Source organism: Kitasatospora sp. NPDC022856 (assembly GCF_055561235.1).
The window spans coordinates 66,008-84,806 of record NZ_JBVHHE010000022.1 but is presented as its reverse complement, the minus strand read 5'-3'; the positions used below and the strand labels follow the sequence as shown (position 1 = coordinate 84,806).

General features: G+C 74.9%; 17 protein-coding genes, 1 tRNA gene and 1 pseudogene. 6 read left to right on the top strand and 13 right to left on the bottom strand.

The features are described from left to right. Window positions 1-119: 119 nt before the first annotated feature. On the bottom strand, window positions 120-1,025 hold the full coding sequence (locus ACZ34W_RS26145; RefSeq protein WP_465607526.1) for a sigma-70 family RNA polymerase sigma factor: 906 nt from the start codon (window positions 1,023-1,025) through the stop codon (window positions 120-122). A 99-nt stretch (window positions 1,026-1,124) separates the two neighbouring features. Here ACZ34W_RS26145 and ACZ34W_RS26140 point away from each other — a divergent pair, with 99 nt between their 5' ends. Beyond that, window positions 1,125-1,586: a carboxymuconolactone decarboxylase family protein gene (locus ACZ34W_RS26140; protein WP_465607525.1), complete on the top strand. Its 462-nt coding sequence runs from the start codon at window positions 1,125-1,127 to the stop codon at window positions 1,584-1,586. A gap of 156 nt (window positions 1,587-1,742) precedes the next feature. Continuing rightward, window positions 1,743-3,191 (top strand): MocR-like pyridoxine biosynthesis transcription factor PdxR, encoded by a 1,449-nt coding sequence (gene pdxR, locus ACZ34W_RS26135; RefSeq protein ID WP_465607524.1) that lies wholly within the window; start codon window positions 1,743-1,745, stop codon window positions 3,189-3,191. 41 nt (window positions 3,192-3,232) lie between these two features. Here pdxR and ACZ34W_RS26130 read toward each other — a convergent pair whose 3' ends face one another. The 9 genes from ACZ34W_RS26130 to ACZ34W_RS26090 all read right to left on the bottom strand — a co-directional run bounded on the left by ACZ34W_RS26130 (window position 3,233) and on the right by ACZ34W_RS26090 (window position 13,503). After that, window positions 3,233-3,448: a DUF6126 family protein gene (locus ACZ34W_RS26130; protein WP_465607522.1), complete on the bottom strand. Its 216-nt coding sequence runs from the start codon at window positions 3,446-3,448 to the stop codon at window positions 3,233-3,235. 29 nt (window positions 3,449-3,477) lie between these two features. Beyond that, window positions 3,478-4,113: a helix-turn-helix domain-containing protein gene (locus ACZ34W_RS26125; protein WP_465607520.1), complete on the bottom strand. Its 636-nt coding sequence runs from the start codon at window positions 4,111-4,113 to the stop codon at window positions 3,478-3,480. Between the two features lie 91 nt (window positions 4,114-4,204). Continuing rightward, the gene (locus tag ACZ34W_RS26120; protein ID WP_396491268.1) at window positions 4,205-5,917 is read right to left on the bottom strand and encodes a pyruvate dehydrogenase; all 1,713 of its coding nucleotides are present in this window, start codon (window positions 5,915-5,917) and stop codon (window positions 4,205-4,207) included. Between the two features lie 131 nt (window positions 5,918-6,048). After that, on the bottom strand, window positions 6,049-8,457 hold the full coding sequence (locus ACZ34W_RS26115) for a glycoside hydrolase family 65 protein (RefSeq protein WP_465607518.1): 2,409 nt from the start codon (window positions 8,455-8,457) through the stop codon (window positions 6,049-6,051). Continuing rightward, on the bottom strand, window positions 8,454-9,203 hold the full coding sequence (locus tag ACZ34W_RS26110) for an HAD family hydrolase (RefSeq protein WP_329489038.1): 750 nt from the start codon (window positions 9,201-9,203) through the stop codon (window positions 8,454-8,456). Before ACZ34W_RS26110 ends, ACZ34W_RS26115 begins: the two co-directional genes overlap by 4 nt. A gap of 181 nt (window positions 9,204-9,384) precedes the next feature. After that, window positions 9,385-10,170 carry a VOC family protein gene (locus ACZ34W_RS26105; protein WP_329489037.1) on the bottom strand — a complete coding sequence of 262 codons (786 nt, stop codon included), beginning with the start codon at window positions 10,168-10,170 and terminating at the stop codon, window positions 9,385-9,387. 236 nt (window positions 10,171-10,406) lie between these two features. Beyond that, window positions 10,407-12,173, bottom strand: coding sequence for an LCP family protein (locus tag ACZ34W_RS26100; protein ID WP_465607515.1), 1,767 nt, complete (start codon window positions 12,171-12,173; stop codon window positions 10,407-10,409). Between the two features lie 435 nt (window positions 12,174-12,608). Next, window positions 12,609-12,681: transfer RNA gene (locus ACZ34W_RS26095), tRNA-Lys, on the bottom strand. Window positions 12,682-12,768: 87 nt separating this feature from the next. Next, window positions 12,769-13,503: a nucleotidyltransferase domain-containing protein gene (locus ACZ34W_RS26090; protein WP_465607514.1), complete on the bottom strand. Its 735-nt coding sequence runs from the start codon at window positions 13,501-13,503 to the stop codon at window positions 12,769-12,771. A 127-nt stretch (window positions 13,504-13,630) separates the two neighbouring features. Here ACZ34W_RS26090 and ACZ34W_RS26085 point away from each other — a divergent pair, with 127 nt between their 5' ends. Together ACZ34W_RS26085 and ACZ34W_RS26080 are read left to right on the top strand one after the other, a co-directional pair. Continuing rightward, window positions 13,631-14,410 (top strand): SDR family oxidoreductase, encoded by a 780-nt coding sequence (locus tag ACZ34W_RS26085; RefSeq protein WP_465607512.1) that lies wholly within the window; start codon window positions 13,631-13,633, stop codon window positions 14,408-14,410. A 56-nt stretch (window positions 14,411-14,466) separates the two neighbouring features. Continuing rightward, entirely contained in the window at window positions 14,467-15,195 is a 729-nt protein-coding gene (locus ACZ34W_RS26080) for a tyrosine-protein phosphatase (protein WP_465607510.1), read from the top strand. A gap of 41 nt (window positions 15,196-15,236) precedes the next feature. On the opposite strand, the gene ACZ34W_RS26075 is transcribed toward ACZ34W_RS26080, so the two are convergent. Next, the gene (locus tag ACZ34W_RS26075) at window positions 15,237-15,683 is read right to left on the bottom strand and encodes an RICIN domain-containing protein (RefSeq protein ID WP_465607508.1); all 447 of its coding nucleotides are present in this window, start codon (window positions 15,681-15,683) and stop codon (window positions 15,237-15,239) included. A gap of 140 nt (window positions 15,684-15,823) precedes the next feature. On the opposite strand from ACZ34W_RS26075, the gene ACZ34W_RS26070 reads away from it, so the two are divergent. Then, on the top strand, window positions 15,824-16,945 hold the full coding sequence (locus ACZ34W_RS26070) for a hypothetical protein (RefSeq protein ID WP_465607506.1): 1,122 nt from the start codon (window positions 15,824-15,826) through the stop codon (window positions 16,943-16,945). Between the two features lie 144 nt (window positions 16,946-17,089). Continuing rightward, window positions 17,090-17,425, top strand: coding sequence for a hypothetical protein (locus tag ACZ34W_RS26065; RefSeq protein ID WP_352291192.1), 336 nt, complete (start codon window positions 17,090-17,092; stop codon window positions 17,423-17,425). Between the two features lie 34 nt (window positions 17,426-17,459). On the opposite strand, the gene ACZ34W_RS26060 is transcribed toward ACZ34W_RS26065, so the two are convergent. Both ACZ34W_RS26060 and ACZ34W_RS26055 read right to left on the bottom strand, forming a co-directional pair. Further along, the gene (locus tag ACZ34W_RS26060) at window positions 17,460-18,308 is read right to left on the bottom strand and encodes a TIGR02452 family protein (protein ID WP_465607504.1); all 849 of its coding nucleotides are present in this window, start codon (window positions 18,306-18,308) and stop codon (window positions 17,460-17,462) included. 155 nt (window positions 18,309-18,463) lie between these two features. Beyond that, a pseudogene (locus tag ACZ34W_RS26055) lies at window positions 18,464-18,799 on the bottom strand (DEAD/DEAH box helicase); the annotation flags it as partial.

The following is an 18,799-nucleotide window of genomic DNA, read 5'->3' as shown; positions in this document are numbered from 1 at the left end:
GCCCCGCCGGGCGCGGGGGGGCCCCCCCCCCCGGGGGGGGGGGGGGGGCGGGCGGGGGGGGGGGGGGGGGGGGGGGGGGCCCCCCCCCCCCCCCCCCGGCCGCTCAGCCGCTCAGCCGCTCAGCCGCCGAGGATCGGCCCCAGGTCGATCCGGGCCAGCCGCTCCGGATCGGTGAGGACGTCGAGCGCGGTGACCCGGCCGTCCCGGATGGTGAACGCCATGAGCGACAGCGGCTTGCCGTCCGCGAAGGACAGCACCCCGGGCGCGCCGTTGACGAGCACCGGGCGGGCGTTCTCGGCGAAGCGGGCGAAGGTGATCGCCTGCGAGGCGACCTCGGCCGCACCGCGGCGCAGCGTGCTCGGCCGCAGGGCGCCGCCGTCCGAGCGGGCCACGATCCCGGGGTCGAGCAGCGCGAGGAGGGCGTCGAAGTCGCCGCCGCGCGCGGCGCTGAGGAAGGCGTCCACCACCTCGCGGCGGCGGTTCAGGTCGCCGTCCTGGGCGGGCGCGGCGCCCTGGACGCGGCGGCGGGCCCGGCTGGCCAGTTGGCGGGTGGAGGCGGAGGTGCGGCCGAGGATCGGCGCGATCTCGTCGAACGGGACGGCGAACAGGTCGTGCAGGACGAAGGCGAGCCGCTCCGCCGGGGCGAGCGTGTCCAGCACGATCATCAGCGCGATCCCGACCGAGTCGGCCATCAGGAGCTCCTGCTCCGGGTCCACGACGCCGAAGGCGCCGACCACCGGATCGGGCAGCCGGACCGCGCCCTCCTGCCCGTCCGGCCCGTCCAGCGGGTCCTCGCGCCGCGCGGTGCGCGAGCGCAGCAGGTCCAGGCAGACCCGGCCGACCACGGTGGTCAGCCAGGCGCCGAGGTTCTGCACGGCGCTGACGTCCGAGCGGTCCAGCTTCAACCACGTCTCCTGGACGGCGTCCTCGGCCTCGCTGAGCGAGCCCAGCATCCGGTAGGCGACCGCCCTCAGTTGGAGCCGGTGCTCCTCGAACTGCCCGGCCAGACATTCGTTCCCGCTCACCTGTCACATCCCCGTTCCGCGATCCGTCGGTGCAGTGAAGGACGATAACCGGCCCGGCGCGCAAGGCACTCGGGCTCCTGACGCGACGGAGGAAACGCCGTGACCGCTCGGATGAAGAACCCCGCGATGGTCCTGCCCGACGCGATGAAGGGCATCCAGAACATCTACAAGGCCATGTACCAGGGCGGCGTCCCGCCCCAGATCATGGAGCTGGTGCACCTGCGGGCCAGCCAGATCAACGGCTGCTCCGCGTGCGTCTTCGCCGGGGTGACCAACGCGAAGAAGGCCGGTGCGACCGACGAGCGCCTGCACGCCGTCGCCGCCTGGCGCGAGGCCCCCTTCTTCACCGGGGAGGAGCGCGCGGCCCTCGCCCTGACCGAGGCGGCCACCCGGCTGGCCGACCGTTCCGGCCCGGCCGTGCCGGACGCGGTCTGGGACGAGGCCGCCGACCACTTCAACGAGGAGCAGCTCTCCGCGATCATTCTGATGATCGGCCTGACCAACCTCTTCAACCGGCTGAACGCCACCATCCAGGAGCCCGCCGGCGCGACCTGGGGCTGACCGCGGTGCGGGCCCGCGCACCGGCACCGGCCGGCACCGACCGGCGGCGCGGAGGCCGGGGCCGCCGCCCAGCCGCCCAGCCGCCCGCGGCCACGCGATAATCCCCTACGGACACAACCCGGACGGCACAGCGCCCCGCACGGATCGGCCCTCCCCATGAGCACCACCTCCTGGACCGCGTTCGGCGGCGATCTGCACCTCGACCTCAGTGGCCGGCGGGCCGCCGGGGTCGGCCTGCGGGCGGCCCTGGAGGACGCGCTGCGGGAGGCCGTGCAGGACGGCCGGCTGGCCCCGGGGACGCGCCTGCCCTCCTCCCGGGCGCTCGGCGAGGACCTCGGGATCGCCCGCAACACCGTGGTCGAGGCGTACGGGCAGCTGACCGCCGAGGGGTGGCTCGCCTCGCGGCAGGGCTCGGGCACCACGGTGGCCGGGCGGACCGCCCCGCGGTCCGGCCGTCGCCCGGCCGAGGCGCCGCCCGAGCGCCGGGCCGCCCGCCACGACCTGACGCCCGGGCGGCCGGACGTCTCGCTCTTCCCGCGCACCGCCTGGCTGACCGCCGCGCGGCGGGCGCTCGCCACCGCGCCGCACGAGGCCTTCGGCTACGGCAGCCCGCTCGGGCGGATCGAGCTGCGGCAGGCGCTCACCGACTACCTCGCCCGGGTGCGCGGCGTCCGGACCGACCCGGACCACCTGCTGATCTGCTCCGGCTTCACCCAGGGCATCGGCCTGCTCTGCGCCGCCCTGCGCGAGCGCGGTCCGGCCCGGACGCGCGGGACCCGCACCCTGGCGGTCGAGGGCTACGGGCTGCCCCCGCAGCGCGAGATGGTCCGGGCCGCGGGGCTGACCCCGGCGCCGCTGCCGGTGGACTGCGCGGGGGCCCGGACGGACCTGCTCGGCGCCCGGCGGGACGCGGCCGTCCTGCTCACCCCCGCCCACCAGTACCCGACCGGCGCCGCGCTGGCCGCCGAACGCCGGTCGGCGGCCGTCGGCTGGGCCCGCGAGCAGGACGGGTACGTGATCGAGGACGACTACGACGGCGAGTTCCGCTACGACCGGCAGCCGCTCGGGGCGATGCAGGCGCTCGACCCGGAACGGGTGGTGTACGCGGGCACCGCGGCCAAGAGCCTGGCGCCCGGCCTGCGGCTGGCCTGGCTCGCCCTGCCGGACGCCCTGGTCGAGCCGGTGGCCCGGCGGAAGCAGCTGGCGGACACCATGTCCCCCGTGCTGGACCAGCTGACCCTCGCCGAGCTGATCACCTCCGGCACCTACGACCGGCACGTGCGCCGCTGCCGGCTGCACTACCGGCGGCGCCGCGACGCGCTCGTGGCGGCACTGGCCGAACGCGCCCCGCACGTCCGGGTGACGGGCATCGCCGCCGGGCTCCACGCCGTGCTGCAACTGCCGCCCGGGGCGCCGACGGAGGCCGAACTGCTGGCCCGCGCCGGGACGCTCGACCTGGCCGTCACCGGCCTCTCCTGGCACCTGGCCGACCCGGCGCTCGCCCCGGACGCCTCGCCGGCCCTGGTGGTCGGCTACGCCACGCCGCCCGACCGGCTCTTCCCGGCCGCCCTGGACGCGCTCTGCGAGCTGCTGCGGACGACCTGACCGGGCCGGTCCGGGGCCGTTGAACAGCCTTACCCCACCGGCTACTTGTTCCGGTTGCCCAGCTCGAAGAGCAGCATGATGAAGCCGGCGAAGGCGTGCGTGGCGACCATGTAGATCAGCACCCGGATGCCGACCCGGCGGTTGGCCCACTTGCCGGCGTCGACGGTCTTCGGGGCGTCGGCGGCGGCCGCGACGGGAGTCGCTGCGGCGTCGGCGGTAACGGCGGTAACGGCGGTGACGGTGGTGGGATCAGCCATGGGAGATCTCCAGGAGGTCCGACGGTGGGTCAGTGCGGGGCTGCGGGGCCGCTGCCGAGGCAGAGTTCGCCGCCGGGGCTCTGCAGCAGGGTGTGCACGAAGAGCAGCTCCACCCCGTCCGCCGAGTCGGCGGCGATGCAGTGCGGGGTGAGCGAGTCGAAGTGCGCGGAGTCGCCCTCGTCGAGCAGGTGGGTGCGGTCGCCGAGGGTCAGCCGCAGCCGGCCCTGCAGGACGTACAGCCACTCCTCACCGGGGTGGACCCGGACCACCGCGTCCTGCACGCCCGGGGGGACGTGCACCCGCAGCGCCTGCATCGCCCGCCCGGGCGCGCCGGCCCGGCGGTAGCCCCAGCCGCCCGCGCGACCGGGGTCGATCGCACCGCCGCGCACCACCGGGTCCGCCTCGGCCGGGGACTCGCCGAGGAGGCCGGAGACGGAGGTGCCGTAGGCGCGGGCGAGTCCGAGCAGGACGGGCAGTGAGGGCTGGCGCCGGCCGGTCTCCAGCCGGGACAGATAAGCTGGGGAGAGTCCGACCCGGGAGGCGGCGACCTCCAGGGTGAGGCGGCTGCCGAGCCGGTGCTCGCGCAGCCTCGCGGCGAGGCCGGCGACCTCCAGGTCGTCGGTCCGGTCGCCGGGGGTGGAGGGGCCGGCTGGGCTGGTGGTCATGTGACCAGTGGACACCCCGCCTGCCGTGCGGGCAAGAAACTTGCCTCAGAGGCAAACCGCCGCGGTCCCCCTCGACGGGGCTGGACCGGCCCTACGGGCGGGGGATGTTCCGCAGGTTGCTCCGGGCCAGGTCGATCATGCGGCCGACCCCGCCGGAGAGCACCGTCCGCCCGGCGGCCAGCGCGAAGCCCTTCAGCTGGGCGGCCGTGATGCGCGGCGGGATGGAGAGCGCGTTGGGGTCGGTGACCACGTCCACCAGCGCCGGACCGGGCCGCTCCAGCGCCTCCGTGAGCACCTCCCGCACCCGCGCCGGGTCGGTCACGCGCTTGGCCGGGATGCCCATCGCCCGGGCGATCCCCGCGTAGTCCACGTCCCCGTTGTCGATCTCCGCCTCGGGGTAGCCGGAGACCAGCATCTCCAGCTTGATCATGCCGAGCGCGCCGTTGTTGAAGACCACCGTCTTCACCGGCAGCCGGTGGCGCACCACCGTGAGCAGTTCGCCGAGCAGCATCGAGAGCCCGCCGTCCCCGGACATCGAGACGACCTGCCGGCCGGGGCAGGCCAGCTGGGCGCCGATCGCGTGCGGCAGCGCGTTGGCCATCGAGCCGTGCAGGAAGGAGCCGATCACCCGGCGGCGGCCGTTGGGCTGGAGGTAGCGGGCGGCCCAGACGTTGTTCATGCCGGTGTCCACGGTGAACACCGCGTCGTCGGCGGCGACTTCGTCCAGCACCGAGGCGACGTACTCGGGGTGGATCGGCAGGTGCTTCTCGATGTCCCGGGTGTAGGCGCCGACGACGTCCTCCAGCGAGCGGCAGTGCTTGTCCAGCAGCTCGTCCAGGAAGGCGCGGTCGTCCCTGGGCTCCAGCAGCGGCAGGACCGCGCGCAGGGTGGCCGAGACGTCGCCGTGGACGGCCAGCTCCAGCGGGGTGCGGCGGCCGAGCCGGGTGGCGTCGTGGTCCACCTGGACGGTGCGGGCCTGCGGGAGGAAGGAGTCGTAGGGGAAGTCGGTGCCGAGCAGCACGACCAGGTCGGCGGAGTGCAGCGCTTCGTGGCAGGCGCCGTAGCCGAGCAGGCCGCTCATGCCGACGTCGAACGGATTGTCGAACTGGATCCATTCCTTGCCGCGCAGGGAGTGCCCGACCGGCGCGTTCAGGGCCTGCGCGACCGCCATCACCTCGGCGTGCGCCCCGCGGACGCCCGCGCCGCAGAACAGGGTGACCTTGCGGGCCCCGTTGAGGGCGCGGGCGAGCGCCCGGACCTGGTCCCAGGGCGGCGCCGCGACCGCCTGCTCGGTGAGGAAGTGGCTGCTGCCGGTCGGCCCGGCGGCCGGCAGCGCGGCGATGTCGCCGGGGAAGGCCAGGACGGAGACGCCGTGCGCGCCCAGCGCGTGCTGGATCGCGATCCGCAGCAGCCGGGGCAGCTGCGCGGGCGTGGACACCGTCTCGCACCAGCTGCTGCAGTCGGTGAACACCCGCTCGGGGTGGGTCTCCTGGAAGAAGCCGGTGCCGATCTGCCCGGACGGGATGTGCGAGGCCAGCGCCAGCACCGGCAGGCCGCTGCGCTGGGCGTCGTACAGGCCCTGGATCAGGTGGGTGTTGCCGGGCCCGCAGGAGCCCGCGCAGACGGCCAGCCGCCCGCTCAGCTCGGCCTCGGCGGCCGCCGCGAAGGCGCCGGCCTCCTCGTTGCGGACGTGCACCCAGCTGATCCCCTCGGCCCGGCGGATGGCGTCCACCACCGGGTTGAGGCTGTCCCCCACCACGCCGTAGACCCGCTCCACCCCGGCCTGCCGGAGCACCTCGACCATCTGCTCGGCCACACTCACCACGGGGCGCTCCTTCACCGGCCGCCGGTTGCCACGGGACACCTGCACCCTCCGGCGGAGCGCCCCGCGCCGCACCCCGGCCGGGCCGAAGGGGTGACGGGCGGGGCCGGGCGTCACTCGGCCGCGAGGTGCTCCGGCCCGGGGCCCAGGGTGCCGCCGATCACCCCGGCCTGCGGCTGGCGCCGGGCCGGCTCGCGGCCCGGCGGCTGGCTGCACCGCTCCTGGGCGGGCGGCACGGTGGTCGGCAGGGTGACCGGCGACCCGACCTTCACCTGCACCCCCTCGCCGTCGTGGCGCAGGTGGATCACCTCGCCGCGGCGCAGCGTGTACGTCGTGCCAGCGTGGGTGATCCGCACCCCGAGCAGCTGACCGCGCACCATCAGCGAGAAGCTCAGCCGCATCAGCCCGGGTGGCAGCCGGGGCCGGAAGGAGAGTGCCTCGCCGTGGTCCCGCAACCCGCCGAACCCGGCCACCAGGGCGATGCAGGCCCCGGCCAGCGAGGCCATGTGCAGACCGTCGCCGGTGTTGCCTCCGAGGTCGTGCAGGTCCATCAGGGCGGCTTCGGCGGTGTAGTCGAACGCGAGGTCGAGTTGTCCGACCTCGGCCGCGATCACCGCCTGGGTGCAGGCGGACAGCGAGGAGTCGCGGACGGTCAGCCGCTCGTAGTAGGCGAAGTTGCGGGCCTTCTGCTCGTCGGTGAACGCGTCCCCGCGCACCTGCATGGCGAGCACCAGGTCGGCCTGCTTCACCACCTGCTTGCGGTACAGGTCGAAGTACGGATAGTGCAGCAGCAGCGGGTAGTTCTGCGCCGGGGTGTGCTCGAAGTCCCAGACCTGGTGGTCGGTGAAGCCGTCGGCCTGCGGGTGGACGCCGAGGTTCTCGTCGTAGGGGACGAACATCGCGGCGGCGGCGTCCCGCCAGGCGGCGGTCTCCTCGGTGTCCACCCCGAGCGCGGCCGCCTCGTGCGGGTGCCGGGCGGCGGCCTCGGCGGCGGCGCGCAGGTTGCTCTGCGCCATCAGGTTGGTGAACACGTTGTTGTCGGCGACGGCGCTGTACTCGTCCGGGCCGGTGACGCCCTCGATGCGGAAGTTGCCGGCCGCGTCGTGGTGGCCGAGCGAGCGCCACATCCGGGCCGTCTCGACCAGCAGCTCCAGCCCGTACTCGCGCTCGAACTCGACGTCCCCGGTGGCGCGCACGTAGCGGGAGACGGCGGCCGCGATGTCCGCGCCGATGTGGAACGCCGCCGTGCCGGCCGGCCAGTAGCCGGAGCACTCCTCGCCGCGGATCGTCCGCCAGGGGAACACCGCTCCGGCGAGGCCGAGTTGGACCGCGCGCTCGCGGGCCAGCGGCAGCGTGGTGTGCCGCCAGCGCAGCGCCTGGTTGACGGCGCTCGGCAGGCAGTAGGTGAGCACCGGCAGGACGAAGGTCTCGGTGTCCCAGAAGCTGTGCCCGTCGTAGCCCGGGCCGGTCAGCCCCTTGGCGGGGATGGCCCGTTCCTCGCTGCGGGCACCGGCCTGGAGGACGTGGAAGACGGCGAACCGGACGGCCTGCTGGAGCTCGACGTCGCCCTCGACCTCGATGTCGCTGGTCTCCCAGAACTCCTCCAGGAACCCGGCCTGCTCGGTCACCAGGCCGTCCCAGCCGGTGTACCGGGCCGCGGTCAGCGCGGCCTCCACCTGGTCCCGCACGGCGGGCAGCGAGCGGGTCGCGGACCAGCCGTAGGACATGAACTTCACCAGCCGCAGCTTCTCGCCCGGTTCGAGCAGGGTGGTGACGCTGATCCGGCAGTTGTCCGCCTCGGCCTCGGCGACGGTGTCCAGCCGGTCCGGGCCGTCGATGATGTGGTCCATCCCGGCCGCGACCCGGATGCCGCTGTAGCGGGTCCGGTGCACCAGGACGGCCTTGGTGCCGCCCGCGTGGTGCGCCTCGGCGAGCAGCGGCGCCTCCAGCACGGCGGAGGCCCGCGGGTCGCTCTCGGCACCGCCGGGCAGCTGCTCGTTGGCGACCAGCTCCGACTGCAGGACGATCCGGACCGGACCGTCCACCGCCTCCACGGTGTACCCCACGGCGGCGATCGCCCGCTGGGTGAGGGAGACCAGCCGGGTCGAGTGCACCTTGATGGTCCGACCGGCCGGGGAGGTCCACTCCGCCTCGCGCCGCAGCAGCCCGGCCCGGAAGTCCAACCAGCGCCGGTGGCTGAGCAGTTCGCCGTAGCGCAGGTCGAAGGGCTCGTCGTCCACCAGCAGCCGGATGATCTTGCCGTTGGTCACGTTGATGACGCTCTGGCTGGACTCCGGGTAGCCGTAGCCGCCCTCGCCGTACGGCAGCGGCCGCAGCTCGAAGACGCCGTTCAGATAGGTGCCGGGCAGGCCGTGCGGCTCGCCCTCGTCCAGGTTGGCGCGCAGGCCGATGTGGCCGTTGGAGAGCGCGAAGACGGACTCGGCGCGGGCCATCGCACCCAGGTCGAGGCCCTGTTCGGTGATCTGCCAGGGATCGACGGCGAAGTTGTCCAGCCCGGTCATGCCGCACCTCCTTCGAGCAGCTCGGCGAGGTCGGCGACGACCACGGTGGCGCCGTGGCGGCGCAGTTCGTCGGCCTGGCCGGTGCGGTCCACGCCCACCACCGTGCCGAAGCCGCCGGCCCGGCCGGAGGCGACCCCGGCGAGCGCGTCCTCGAAGACCGCGGCGTGCGCGGGCTCGACGCCCAGGGCCCGGGCGGCGGCCAGGTAGGTGTCCGGCGCGGGCTTGCCCGGCAGGCCGTCCCGCTTCGCCACCACGCCGTCCACGACCACCTCGAACAGCTCCTCGATGCCGGCGGCGCGCAGCACGTCCCGGCAGTTGGCGCTGGAGGAGACCACCGCGGCGGGCAGCCCGAGCCCGCGCAGCCGCCGCACGTAGGCGACCGAACCGTCGTACGGCTGGACGCCCTGCTCGCGGATCATCCGCAGCACGGTCTCGTTCTTGGCCAGGCTGACGCCGTGCACGGTGCGGGCACCGGGCGGGTCGGCGTCGGTGCCCTCGGGGAGGTCGATGCCCCGGCTGTGCAGGAAGGCCCGGGTGCCGTCGAGTCTCGGGCGGCCGTCGACGTGGGTGTCGTAGTCGGTCACGGCGTCGAAGGGGACGAACTGCCCACCGGTGCGGGCCGCTTCGGCGCGCAGGAAGGCGTCGAAGGTGTCCTTCCAGGCCGCCGCGTGCACCTTGGCGGTCTGAGTGAGCACCCCGTCGAGGTCGAAGAGGAAAGCGCGGATGTCGTCCGGAAGCCCCAGCATGGGTGCAGTCTTACCCGCGAAACCGGGGAAGCCTCCCATTCCCGGCGGCGCGTCGCGGGAACGGGAGGCTTCCGGGGGCGCCGCGACTACGGGGCGCTACGGCGTGATTACGGCGCGGTGGGTTACGCCGTGACGGGCTACGACGTGACGGGCTACGACGTGACTGGCTAGGGCGCGGTGGCTACGGCGCGGTGGGCGAGGCGATCACCGCGAAGACGGCGCCCTGCGGGTCCTGGACGACGGCCATCCGCCCGGCCGCCATGTCGAACGGCGGCTGGAGCACCGAACCGCCGCCCCGGACCAGGGCGTCCACGGTGGAGTCGGTGTCGTCCACCGAGAAGTAGGTCAGCCAGTGCGGGGGCGTGCCGGGCGGCAGGTAGTCCGGGAGCCGCTGCATGCCGCCCACCGAGCGGTCGCCGACACTCAGCGAGTAGTACCCCTCCACGCTCTCCAGGGCGGCCGGGCTCAGGCCCAGCGCCCGCTGGTAGAACGCCCCGGCCGCGTCGGTGTCGGTGGTGTTGAGCTCGTTCCAGACCAGCGCGCCGGGCTCGTTCACGACGCCCGCGCCGATGAAGTCGACCTTCTGCCAGACGCCGAACACCCCGCCGGTCGGGTCCGCCGCGACCAGCATCCGGCCGACGGTGCCGACGTCCATCACCGGGTACAGGATCGTGCCGCCGCTCTCGGCGACGGACCGGGCGGCGGCGTCGGCGTCGTCCGAGGCCAGGTAGGTGGTCCAGCCGACGGGCGGGAGGGGCTGGCCCTCGGGCGCCATCTGCGCCATGATCCCGGCCACCGGCTTCCCGTTCAGCGCGCATACGGCGTAGCCGCCGAACTCGGGCGGGCCGACCTCCCCCTGCCAGCCGAACAGGTCGCGGTAGAAGTCGAGGGCGGCCTGCTGGTCGCTCGCCATCAGGTCGATCCAGCACGGGGTGCCGGGCGCGTACGGTGCGGTCACTTCGGGCATTGCTGGGCCTCCGGGAGTACGGGTTCCTCGTCCTCCGCCACGACCGGCCGGGGTGCCCGGAGCCCGGGCCCCGGGCCGCGACGCGGGCGGAGGCCCGGGCGGCGGCGCGACCGGCGGGCGGTACACCGCCCACCTTCACCGGGCCACCGCGATCCCGCCACCGGACGGCGACCCGGCGGGCCACCCGGACGCGGGCGGCGGACGGGGCCGCCGCGGGCGCCCTCCCGCCGGTCGGGTCAGCCGTAGGAGACGTCGGCGCAGATGTCCTCGTCCGCCGAGCGGGCGTCGTTGGTCACGCTGGTGGGCAGCGGGGCCGGCACCGAGGGGGCGGCCGCGGCGCCGGGGGCCGCGGCGGTACCGGGGGCGGCCGCGCCACCGCCGTTCGCCGCCGCGAAGTCCTTGCCGACGATCACGGTGATGCCGGCCGACTTGGCCGCCTCGACGGTGGCCCCCGGGAACAGCTCGGCGACCTTCTCGGCGTTGGCCTTCTGCCCGGATCCGTACTCGATCATCGTGGTCGCGTACTTGGTGCTGGCCGCCGGGCCGGCCTTGGTGGCGGTGAACTTGGCCGCCTTGAGCGCCTCGCTCGCCTTGCCGTCCAGCCCGGTGGTGGTGGTGCCGTTGTAGACGGACACCTTGACCGCGGCGTTGCCCGGGTCGGAGGCCGCGGCGGGCGGCGTGGTCGGCGCCGCCGGAGCGCTCGGCGAGCCGGCGTCGGTCGGTGCGGCCGGCGCGTCGGTCTGCTGGCCGGTGGCGTTCTGACCGTCGATGGTCCGGTCGGCCTTGAGGGTGTCCCAGAGCTTGTTGGCGTCCGGCTGGATGATGTCGATGTTCTTGTCCTGGGTGCGGTAGCGCCAGGGCAGCGTCACGAACTTGAGCTCGTGCATGTCGATGTTCTTCAGCGAGAGGCCGAAGGAGAGCAGCTTGTCGGCGGAGCCGAGGCCCGGGTCCACGGTCATCGACTTGGTGGCGGCGTCCGCGAGCGGGAGCAGCGTGGTGGGGTTGAGACCCTGGCTCTTGATGCTGGAGGCGAGCGAGCCGAGGAAGGCCTGTTGCCGCTTCATCCGGCCGATGTCGGAGCCGTCCCCGATGCCGTACCGCAGCCGGACGAAGTTCAGCGCCTGCTGGCCCTCGACCTTCTGCTTGCCCTGCGGCAGGACGACGGCGCCCTTCTTGGGGAGCTTGGGGTTGATGTCGTTCTCGTAGATCGGCTTCGGCAGGCAGACGTCGACCCCGTTGACGGCCTTCGTCATCGCGGAGAAGCCCTGGAAGTCCACCACGATGGTGTGGTCCACCCGGATGCCGGTGAGCTTCTCCACCGTGTTCTGGGTGCAGGCGGGGTTGCCGTCGTCGCTCTCGCCCTTCGAGAACGCCGCGTTGAACAGGTCGCTGGTGGCGGCCTTGGTCCACTTGCCGTCCGGGAGCTTGCAGGACGGGATCGCCACCATGGCGTTGCGGGGGATGGAGATCCCGACGGCGTGCTTGTGGTCCGCGTAGACGTGCAGCAGGATCGTGGTGTCCGAGCGGGCGCCGCCGTCCTCGCCGCCGCCCAGGTCGGCGTTGTTCTTGCCGCGGCTGTCCGAGCCGATCAGCAGGACGTTGACCGGCTTGTTGCCGTCCGCGTCGGCCTGCGCCTCCGGCGGCCGGTCGCCGGCTATCGCGTCCGCGTCGAAGGTCTTGATGTTGGCGTTGAGCTTGAGGTAGATCGCGCCGCCCGCGCCGGCCATCAGCACCAGCACACCGGCCGCCGACCAGGCGACGATCTTCTTCACGTTCTTCTTGGGCTTGCGGCTGTTGCGGGCCGCCGCCCGGCCGCCGCCGGCCGCGGCCCCACCGGCACCGGCCTCGCCGGCCGCCCGGCCCCCCTTGCCCTGCGCCGCGCGCCGCGCCTGCGCCCGGCCCCCGGCCCGCGGCTGCGGCACCCCGCCGTCGCCGCCCTCGGCCGTGAGCGCGCCGGGCGCGTCGTCACCACGAGCCGGGCCCTCGCCCCACTGACCTGACATCCGTGTACCTTTCACCGGCCGACGCGACGCCCCACGACCGGGCACTCCGCATACAAGAAGGACGGTCCGGGCCGCCCCCAGGTTGCACATACGAAGGTCGTAATGACCGACGAACGCCCCCGCGACCCTTCCCACCCCGTCCCCCGGAGCCCCCGCAGGCCCACAAGCCCCTGTCGGAGCATACAAGCCGGTCGTATTATTCCAGCCGCCTCGCCCACCCCCGTCCCCCGACCAGGACCCCACCCCCATCTCCCCCGGCCCCCACGGCACTTCGGCCCAACGCCCGACCCCCACCACCCGTCCGGGCTGGACCGCGGACCCCTGACGCACACTCACCCGCGCACCGGGCGGCGAGCCGCCCCGCCCGCCCGGCGGCCCGCTCCCGGAAACCCGAAAGGCCCCGGTCAGACGGTGTCTGACCGGGGCCTTCACGGGTGGGCCGCCAGGGGCTCGAACCCTGAACCTACGGATTAAAAGTCCGCAGCTCTGCCAATTGAGCTAGCGGCCCGTCGGCCGCCCCGTGCGGGGCGGGCCAGGGCGATCCTACCCGTTGGCGCCCACGCCTCCGCCAGTGGATTGTGCGGACGCGCCGGGCTCAGCGGGCGGCGGGGACGGGTGGGGTGCGGACGAGCGGGGTGTCCTGGGCGGGCGGGGTGTAGTGGGCGGCGCGGACGCGGCGGAGCCAGGCCTCGGCCGGGCGCGGGTCCGGCGCCGGGGGGAGGGCGCCGGGGCGGGCGAAGCGTTCGGCGGCGGCGGCCAGCAGCGGCTCGGCGGCGGCGGGGTGTTCGGCGATGCGGTCGCCGAGCGCGCGCACCCGCTCCGGGTCGGGCAGCCGGACGACGTTCTCGCCCGTCTCGTGGAGCCGGACGCCCTGCTCGGTGAGCCGGACCAGGTGGCGGGCGTGCTTGGCGGCCCGGCGGAGACCGGCCGGGTCCGCCGTGTCGCGGCCGAGCAGCTTGCGGAACTGCTGGTCGGCGTAGCCGAGATAGGAGTTCCGGACGGCCGTGGCGCTCAGGAAGGAGCTGCGGATCGCGATCAGCTCCTCGCCCAGCGGGCTGCGCACTTCGTACAGGTCCGCCGGCAGCCAGACCAGTTCGGAGGCGGTCGGGTTGCAGGTGAGCGCCAGGCGGCACCACTTGGCGGCCTCGTGCAGGGTGGTGTCGGGCTCGGTGGTGACCTGGGACTCCGCCGGGCGGTGCAGGCCGTGGAAGTCCTCGGTCGGCGCGGCGAACAGGCCGAGCCGGTCGACGTCCGAGCCGGCGTGCGCGAAGCCGTACGCGGTCGAGCCGACCACGCCCGCGAGCAGGACGGTGCCGGGCGCGGGGGGCATGAGATCTCCTCGGGGGTCGCGGCGGTCCGAGGAGTGTGCCCCGCCCGGGCCGCTCGGGGCGAACGAATTCCGGTGCCCCGAAACGGTGTCGGCCGCTCCCGCCGGCCACCGGGGTAGCGTGCGGACCATGGACTCCTCCCTTCCTCCCACCGCCGCCGACCGCCCCGAGGTCCTCCTGGTCACCGGTGCCGGGCGCGGCATCGGCGCGGCCACCGCCCTGCTGGCCGGGCGGCGCGGCTACCGGGTCTGCGTCAACTACCGCGCCGACGAGGCCGCCGCCACCGCCGTGGCGGACGCCGTCCGGGCCGGGGGCGGTACCGCCCTCGCCGTCCGGGCCGACGTCACCCGGACCGCCGAGGTGGAGCGGCTGTTCGCCACCGTGGACGCCGAACTGGGCCCGCTCACCGCCCTGGTGAACAACGCCGGCACGCTGGAGAAGCAGTGCCGGCTGGAGGAGATCGACGAGGACCGGCTGAACCGGATCTGGGCCTCCAACATCACCGGCCCGTTCCTCTGCGCGAAGCAGGCCGTCCGCCGGATGTCCACCCGGTACGGCGGGCGCGGCGGCGCCATCGTCAACGTCTCCTCCGCCGCCTCCCGGCTCGGCTCGCCGAACGAGTACGTGGACTACGCGGCCGCCAAGGGCGCCGTCGACTCGATGACCCGCGGACTCGCCCTGGAGGTCGCCGCCGAGGGCATCCGGGTCAACGCCGTGCGCCCCGGCCTGATCCACACCGACATCCACGCCCTGGGCGGTGAGCCCGGCCGGGTGGACCGGGTCGCGCCCGGGCTGCCGATGCGGCGGGGCGGACGGCCGGAGGAGGTCGCCGAGGCGATCCTCTACCTGCTCTCCCCCGCCGCCTCGTACAGCACGGGCACCTTCCTGGACGTCTCCGGCGGCCGCTGAGACGACGCCGTCCGTTTCCTTCCCCGGCCGGCTCTCCCGCCCGTACGGTGGACGCCATGACCGACGACCTGCCGGACCGTGAACCCGACCTGCCGTCCGCGTTCCTCGACATCCCCGGTGTGCGCAACTTCCGCGACGCCGGGGGCGTCGGCGCCCTGCGCACGGGCGTGCTCTACCGCTCCGGCTCCTTCCACAACCTCACGCCGGAGGGCGCCCAGCGGCTCAAGGACCTCGGCCTGCGCACCGTGATCGACCTGCGCAGCCCCTTCGAGCTGGCGACCTGGCCCGACCTGCGGTTCGGGCTCGACCACGAGGCGCTCAGCCTCCCCACCCTCCCGGCCAACCGCGAGGACATCGACCGTCCGTGGCCCGAGGACCAGGCCGAGCTCTACCCCTTCATGGCCGAGACCGCCGGCCCCTCGCTGGTCGCCGCGATCCGCCGGCTCGGTACCCCCGGCGGCGTACCGGCCGTCGTGCACTGCGCCGTCGGCAAGGACCGCACCGGTCTGACCATCGCGGTCGTGCAGTCCCTGCTGGGCGCCTCCGAGGCCGAGCTGATGGCCGACTTCCTGCTCTCCAACGCCGGCCTCGGCCTGCTCGACGGCCCGACCCCCTACCTCGACGAGACCGGCACCGAACGCGTCTCCCGCCCGATCTCCACCCCGCTCCTGGCCTCGTCCCTCAGCTGGATCCGGGCCCGGCACGGCTCCGTCGCCGACTACCTGCGCGCCCACGGCACCACCGACGAGGAGCTGACCGCCCTCCGGACCAACCTCTCGGCCTGACCGGGCCCGCGGGCCGCCCCGCCGCGGCCCGCGGGGCCCCCCTACCCCTGGCGCTCCAGGCGCCACCACTGCGCGGGCGAGTCGTCGTCCTCGCGCTGTTCGACCGGACTGCCGGGGGTGGTGGCGGTGAGCGGCTTGCCGCTGACGAAGCTGGTCAGGGTGTAGGTGCCCGGAGCGTCGAGGTGGTGTTCGAGGAGCCATTCCTGCGCCCCGAAGGCGTTGGGCGACCACTGCTGGATCAGGACGCCGTCCTCCGCGGAGGCGCCGGTGACGTCCAGGCGCTTCCCGCTGGCGGCGTTCTCGACGTGGTACAGACCCCCACCCTGGTGGACGGCGCCGAACCGCCAGAGCTGGGCCTCGGAGCCGCTCTCCGCTCCGAGGACGACCTTGGCACCGCTGCGGCGGCTCCCGTCGGCGACCTCCAGCAGCAGCCCGCTGCCGACGTTGCGCACCCGGTAGAGGCCGTCCGTGATCACGTGGTCAGTCACGCCGGCAGTCTCTCACCGGGGCGGCCGCCCCCGTCCCCGACGGCTCGGCCGGGCAGTCCCGACGGCCGACCGGGCCGGTGGGCGGATCGTCGCCCCCCCGGTAGCGGGCCACCGCCGGGCGGGCGCCTATGCTGCGGCGAATGGTGTCCGACCGCATTCCCCCGCACGACGGCTCCCCGGATCCGTCGGACCGTCAGCAACCCGCCCTCGACCGGGCGACGGCCGAACTGGAGGCGGCCGTCGCGGCCGGCGACGACGAGCGGGTGGCGGCCGCGTTCCAACGGCTCGGCGGGCTGCTGGGCCCGGCCGGCGAGGCCGAGTCGGCGGCGGTCGGCCCCCGGCTGGCGGCGCTGCTCCCGGAGCTGCCGCCGTTCCCCCGGGCGCGGCTGGCGATGATGGTGGGCGCCTGCGTCGAGCGCGGCGCCGACCCGGTGGCCTGCGCCGGACAGGTGCTGGCGGGCCTGCGCGGAGCGCTGAGCGGCGCGCTGCTGCTGGTCGAGCGCTGGGCCGAGACCGGCGGCGGCGACCTGCCCGACCCGGACGAGGACGACCCGGCCCTGGCGCACGCCCGGATCGAGGACCCGGACCGGCTGGCCGAGTGGCACGCCCACCGGGCGGTGATCGGCTGGTGGACGCTCCACCTGTGGCAGATGGCCTCGTTCGCGGTCTGCACCCACGCGGCCGTCCGCACCGCGGCCCGGGCCGACGGCGTGACGGACGTCCTGCTCGAACTGATCGACCGCTACGGCGAGGGGCAGCACGACCTCAAGGGCCTGACCCACCTGGCGAAGACGCTCGACGACGAGCCGCTGCTGGTGCTGGACCGCCCGAGCGGTACCGGCTACCTGCTGCGGATGGACGGTCTGACCGACAACTTCCAGTTGCACACGCTGCTCGCCAACGTGCTGATCGGCGGCGGACACCTGCCCGGCTCCCCGCCGGACCCGGAGGCCGTCGCGCTCAGCCGGACCGAGGAGCTGGACGGGCGCCGCCGGGTCACCGCGTACGGCTCGTTCAACCTGGTCGCGCCCGACGGGACGTGGATCTGGAACGAGGGCACGCCGAGCGACATCCCGGTGGTGGACGGCTTCCGCACCCTGGTGCTGGAGCCGCAGGCGTACGAGCGCAGTTGGTCGGCGGGCCGGTACATCCAGCAGGTGCCGGGGGACCTCCGGCTGGAGCGGGTGCTGGCACCGGCCGAGGCCGCGGACCGGCTCTCCCGGGCGGCGCGGGCCCTGCCGTTCGAGGAGGCCTTCCGGTAGCCGTTAGGGCGGCCCCACCCGGTAGGGGGCGCCCGTCGGCCCGGAGCCGGGCCGGGTGGGAGCCGGGGCCGGGTGGGAGCCGGGGCCGGGAGTCCGGCGGGTTAGGGTCGGACGATCCGAGGATGCCGAGGAGTGGAGTCGACGATGGCGAGGATCCCGAACGTGCTCTCGACCGCCGCGCCCGCCGCGCTGACCGCGGCGAGCGGCCTGGTCGGCGGCTACGGCGTCGCCCGGTGGACCGGCCGGCGCGAACTGGGCGGTGCCGTCCTGGCCGTGGCCGGGGCGGGCGCCGCCGCGCAGTGGCACCGCAGCTCGGGCGCGGCCACCGCCGCCGCCCTGACCGGCCTCTACGTGGCGGCCTTCGGCGGCTCGCATCCGCTGGCGAAGAGGATCGGCGCCTGGCCGTCCGTCCTCGCCGTCACCGGCGTGGTCGCCGCCGCCTCGACCGCCGCGAGCGTGCTGGGCTCCCGCCGGAGCTGAGCCGACCCGCCCGGACCCCGGTGGCGGCCGCCCGTCAGCCGGCCACCGCGCCGAACCTGGCCTCGAAAGCGGCCCGGTTCGGCGAGACGGGCGTGCGGTCCCAGACCGCGAACACGACCCGCTCGAAGGCCGCGCCGTACTGCGCCAGCGCCCCCTCGAAGGCCTCCGCCACCTGTACCGGGTCGTTGCCGAACACCCCGCAGCCCCAGGCCCCCAGCACCAGCGCGCGCACCTCGTGCCGGGCCGCCGCCGCGAGCACCCGGACCGCCCGCTCGGCGAGCACCCCCCGGACGTCCACCTCCGCCGAACGCCGTGCCAACTGGCCGGCGTTGGGCGCCGGCGAGGTCAGGAACGTCACCGGGTAGGGCTCTGCCAGCAGCTCGCCGTCCCCGCCCCGGATCACCGGCACGTCGGGCGAGACGATCACCCGGTGGCTGTACCGCAGGTCGTCACTGGCGCGGTGCGCCGCGTAGTAGTCCGGGGCCTCGCGCAGGCAGGTGTACAGCAGGGCGCTGCGGCAGAGGTCCTCCTCCTGGGCCCGGGCGCCGCGCAGATAGCCGCCCCCCGGGTTGCGCGCCGAGGCGAAGTTGAGCACCCCGACCCGGCCCGCACCGGCCGCCACCAGGCGCCGGGCGGCCGCGATGCTGCCCTCGGCCGTCACCTCGACGGCCGCCGCCCCCGACGCCGCCGGGGCCGGACCGGGCCCGGGCGCCGCCGCCCGCAGCAGCTCGTCCAGCGTCTGCGGCCGGTACGACACCGTCCCCGCCCTGGCCGCCGCCAGTCGCTCCGTCACCTGGACGAGTTCGCCCCCGGCTGCCCGGTAGCTCCCCCGCTCGGCGATCTCCTCGTTCACCACCGCCACGCCATGCAGTCTGCTGCTCATGTCCGTGACGGTAAGGGACGGGGCCGCCCGCGCGCCACCGGTTATTCTCACCGACAGAACAACGCGGCGACCGGCGGGCGGGGGAACGCGGACGGGCCCGCCCCACCGAAGTGGAGCGGGCCCGTCGGGCGTCGGCGCGGATGCGCTACGCGGGGTCAGTTCTTCCAGCGCGGCTTGCGGTCGTCGCGGTTGAAGCCACCGGAGTTGAAGCCGCCGGAGCGGCCACCGCGGTCGTCGCCGCGGTCACGGTTGAAGCCGCCGGAGGCCTGCGGGCGGCCACCGGAGCGGTGGTCGTCACGGCGGGAGAACGGACGGCTGCTGCTGCCGGCGGCGCCACGCTCGTCGCGGCCGAAGGCCGGGCGGTCACCGAAGGTGCGGGCCGGACGGTCGCCGAAGGAGCGGCCGCCGCGGTCGTCACGGTCACGGTTGAAGCCACCGCCGCGGTTGTCACGGTCACCGAAGGAACGGCCACCGCGGTCGTCACGGTTGAA

Coding starts and splice junctions, on each gene's coding strand:
- pdxR (WP_465607524.1), top strand. CDS start 1,743: ATGAGCACCACCTCCTGGACCGCGTTCGGCGGCGATCTGCACCTCGAC.
- ACZ34W_RS26130 (WP_465607522.1), bottom strand. CDS start 3,448: ATGGCTGATCCCACCACCGTCACCGCCGTTACCGCCGTTACCGCCGAC.
- ACZ34W_RS26125 (WP_465607520.1), bottom strand. CDS start 4,113: ATGACCACCAGCCCAGCCGGCCCCTCCACCCCCGGCGACCGGACCGAC.
- ACZ34W_RS26120 (WP_396491268.1), bottom strand. CDS start 5,917: ATGGTCGAGGTGCTCCGGCAGGCCGGGGTGGAGCGGGTCTACGGCGTG.
- ACZ34W_RS26115 (WP_465607518.1), bottom strand. CDS start 8,457: ATGACCGGGCTGGACAACTTCGCCGTCGATCCCTGGCAGATCACCGAA.
- ACZ34W_RS26110 (WP_329489038.1), bottom strand. CDS start 9,203: ATGCTGGGGCTTCCGGACGACATCCGCGCTTTCCTCTTCGACCTCGAC.
- ACZ34W_RS26105 (WP_329489037.1), bottom strand. CDS start 10,170: ATGCCCGAAGTGACCGCACCGTACGCGCCCGGCACCCCGTGCTGGATC.
- ACZ34W_RS26100 (WP_465607515.1), bottom strand. CDS start 12,173: ATGTCAGGTCAGTGGGGCGAGGGCCCGGCTCGTGGTGACGACGCGCCC.
- ACZ34W_RS26090 (WP_465607514.1), bottom strand. CDS start 13,503: ATGCCCCCCGCGCCCGGCACCGTCCTGCTCGCGGGCGTGGTCGGCTCG.
- ACZ34W_RS26085 (WP_465607512.1), top strand. CDS start 13,631: ATGGACTCCTCCCTTCCTCCCACCGCCGCCGACCGCCCCGAGGTCCTC.
- ACZ34W_RS26080 (WP_465607510.1), top strand. CDS start 14,467: ATGACCGACGACCTGCCGGACCGTGAACCCGACCTGCCGTCCGCGTTC.
- ACZ34W_RS26070 (WP_465607506.1), top strand. CDS start 15,824: ATGGTGTCCGACCGCATTCCCCCGCACGACGGCTCCCCGGATCCGTCG.
- ACZ34W_RS26065 (WP_352291192.1), top strand. CDS start 17,090: ATGGCGAGGATCCCGAACGTGCTCTCGACCGCCGCGCCCGCCGCGCTG.
- ACZ34W_RS26060 (WP_465607504.1), bottom strand. CDS start 18,308: ATGAGCAGCAGACTGCATGGCGTGGCGGTGGTGAACGAGGAGATCGCC.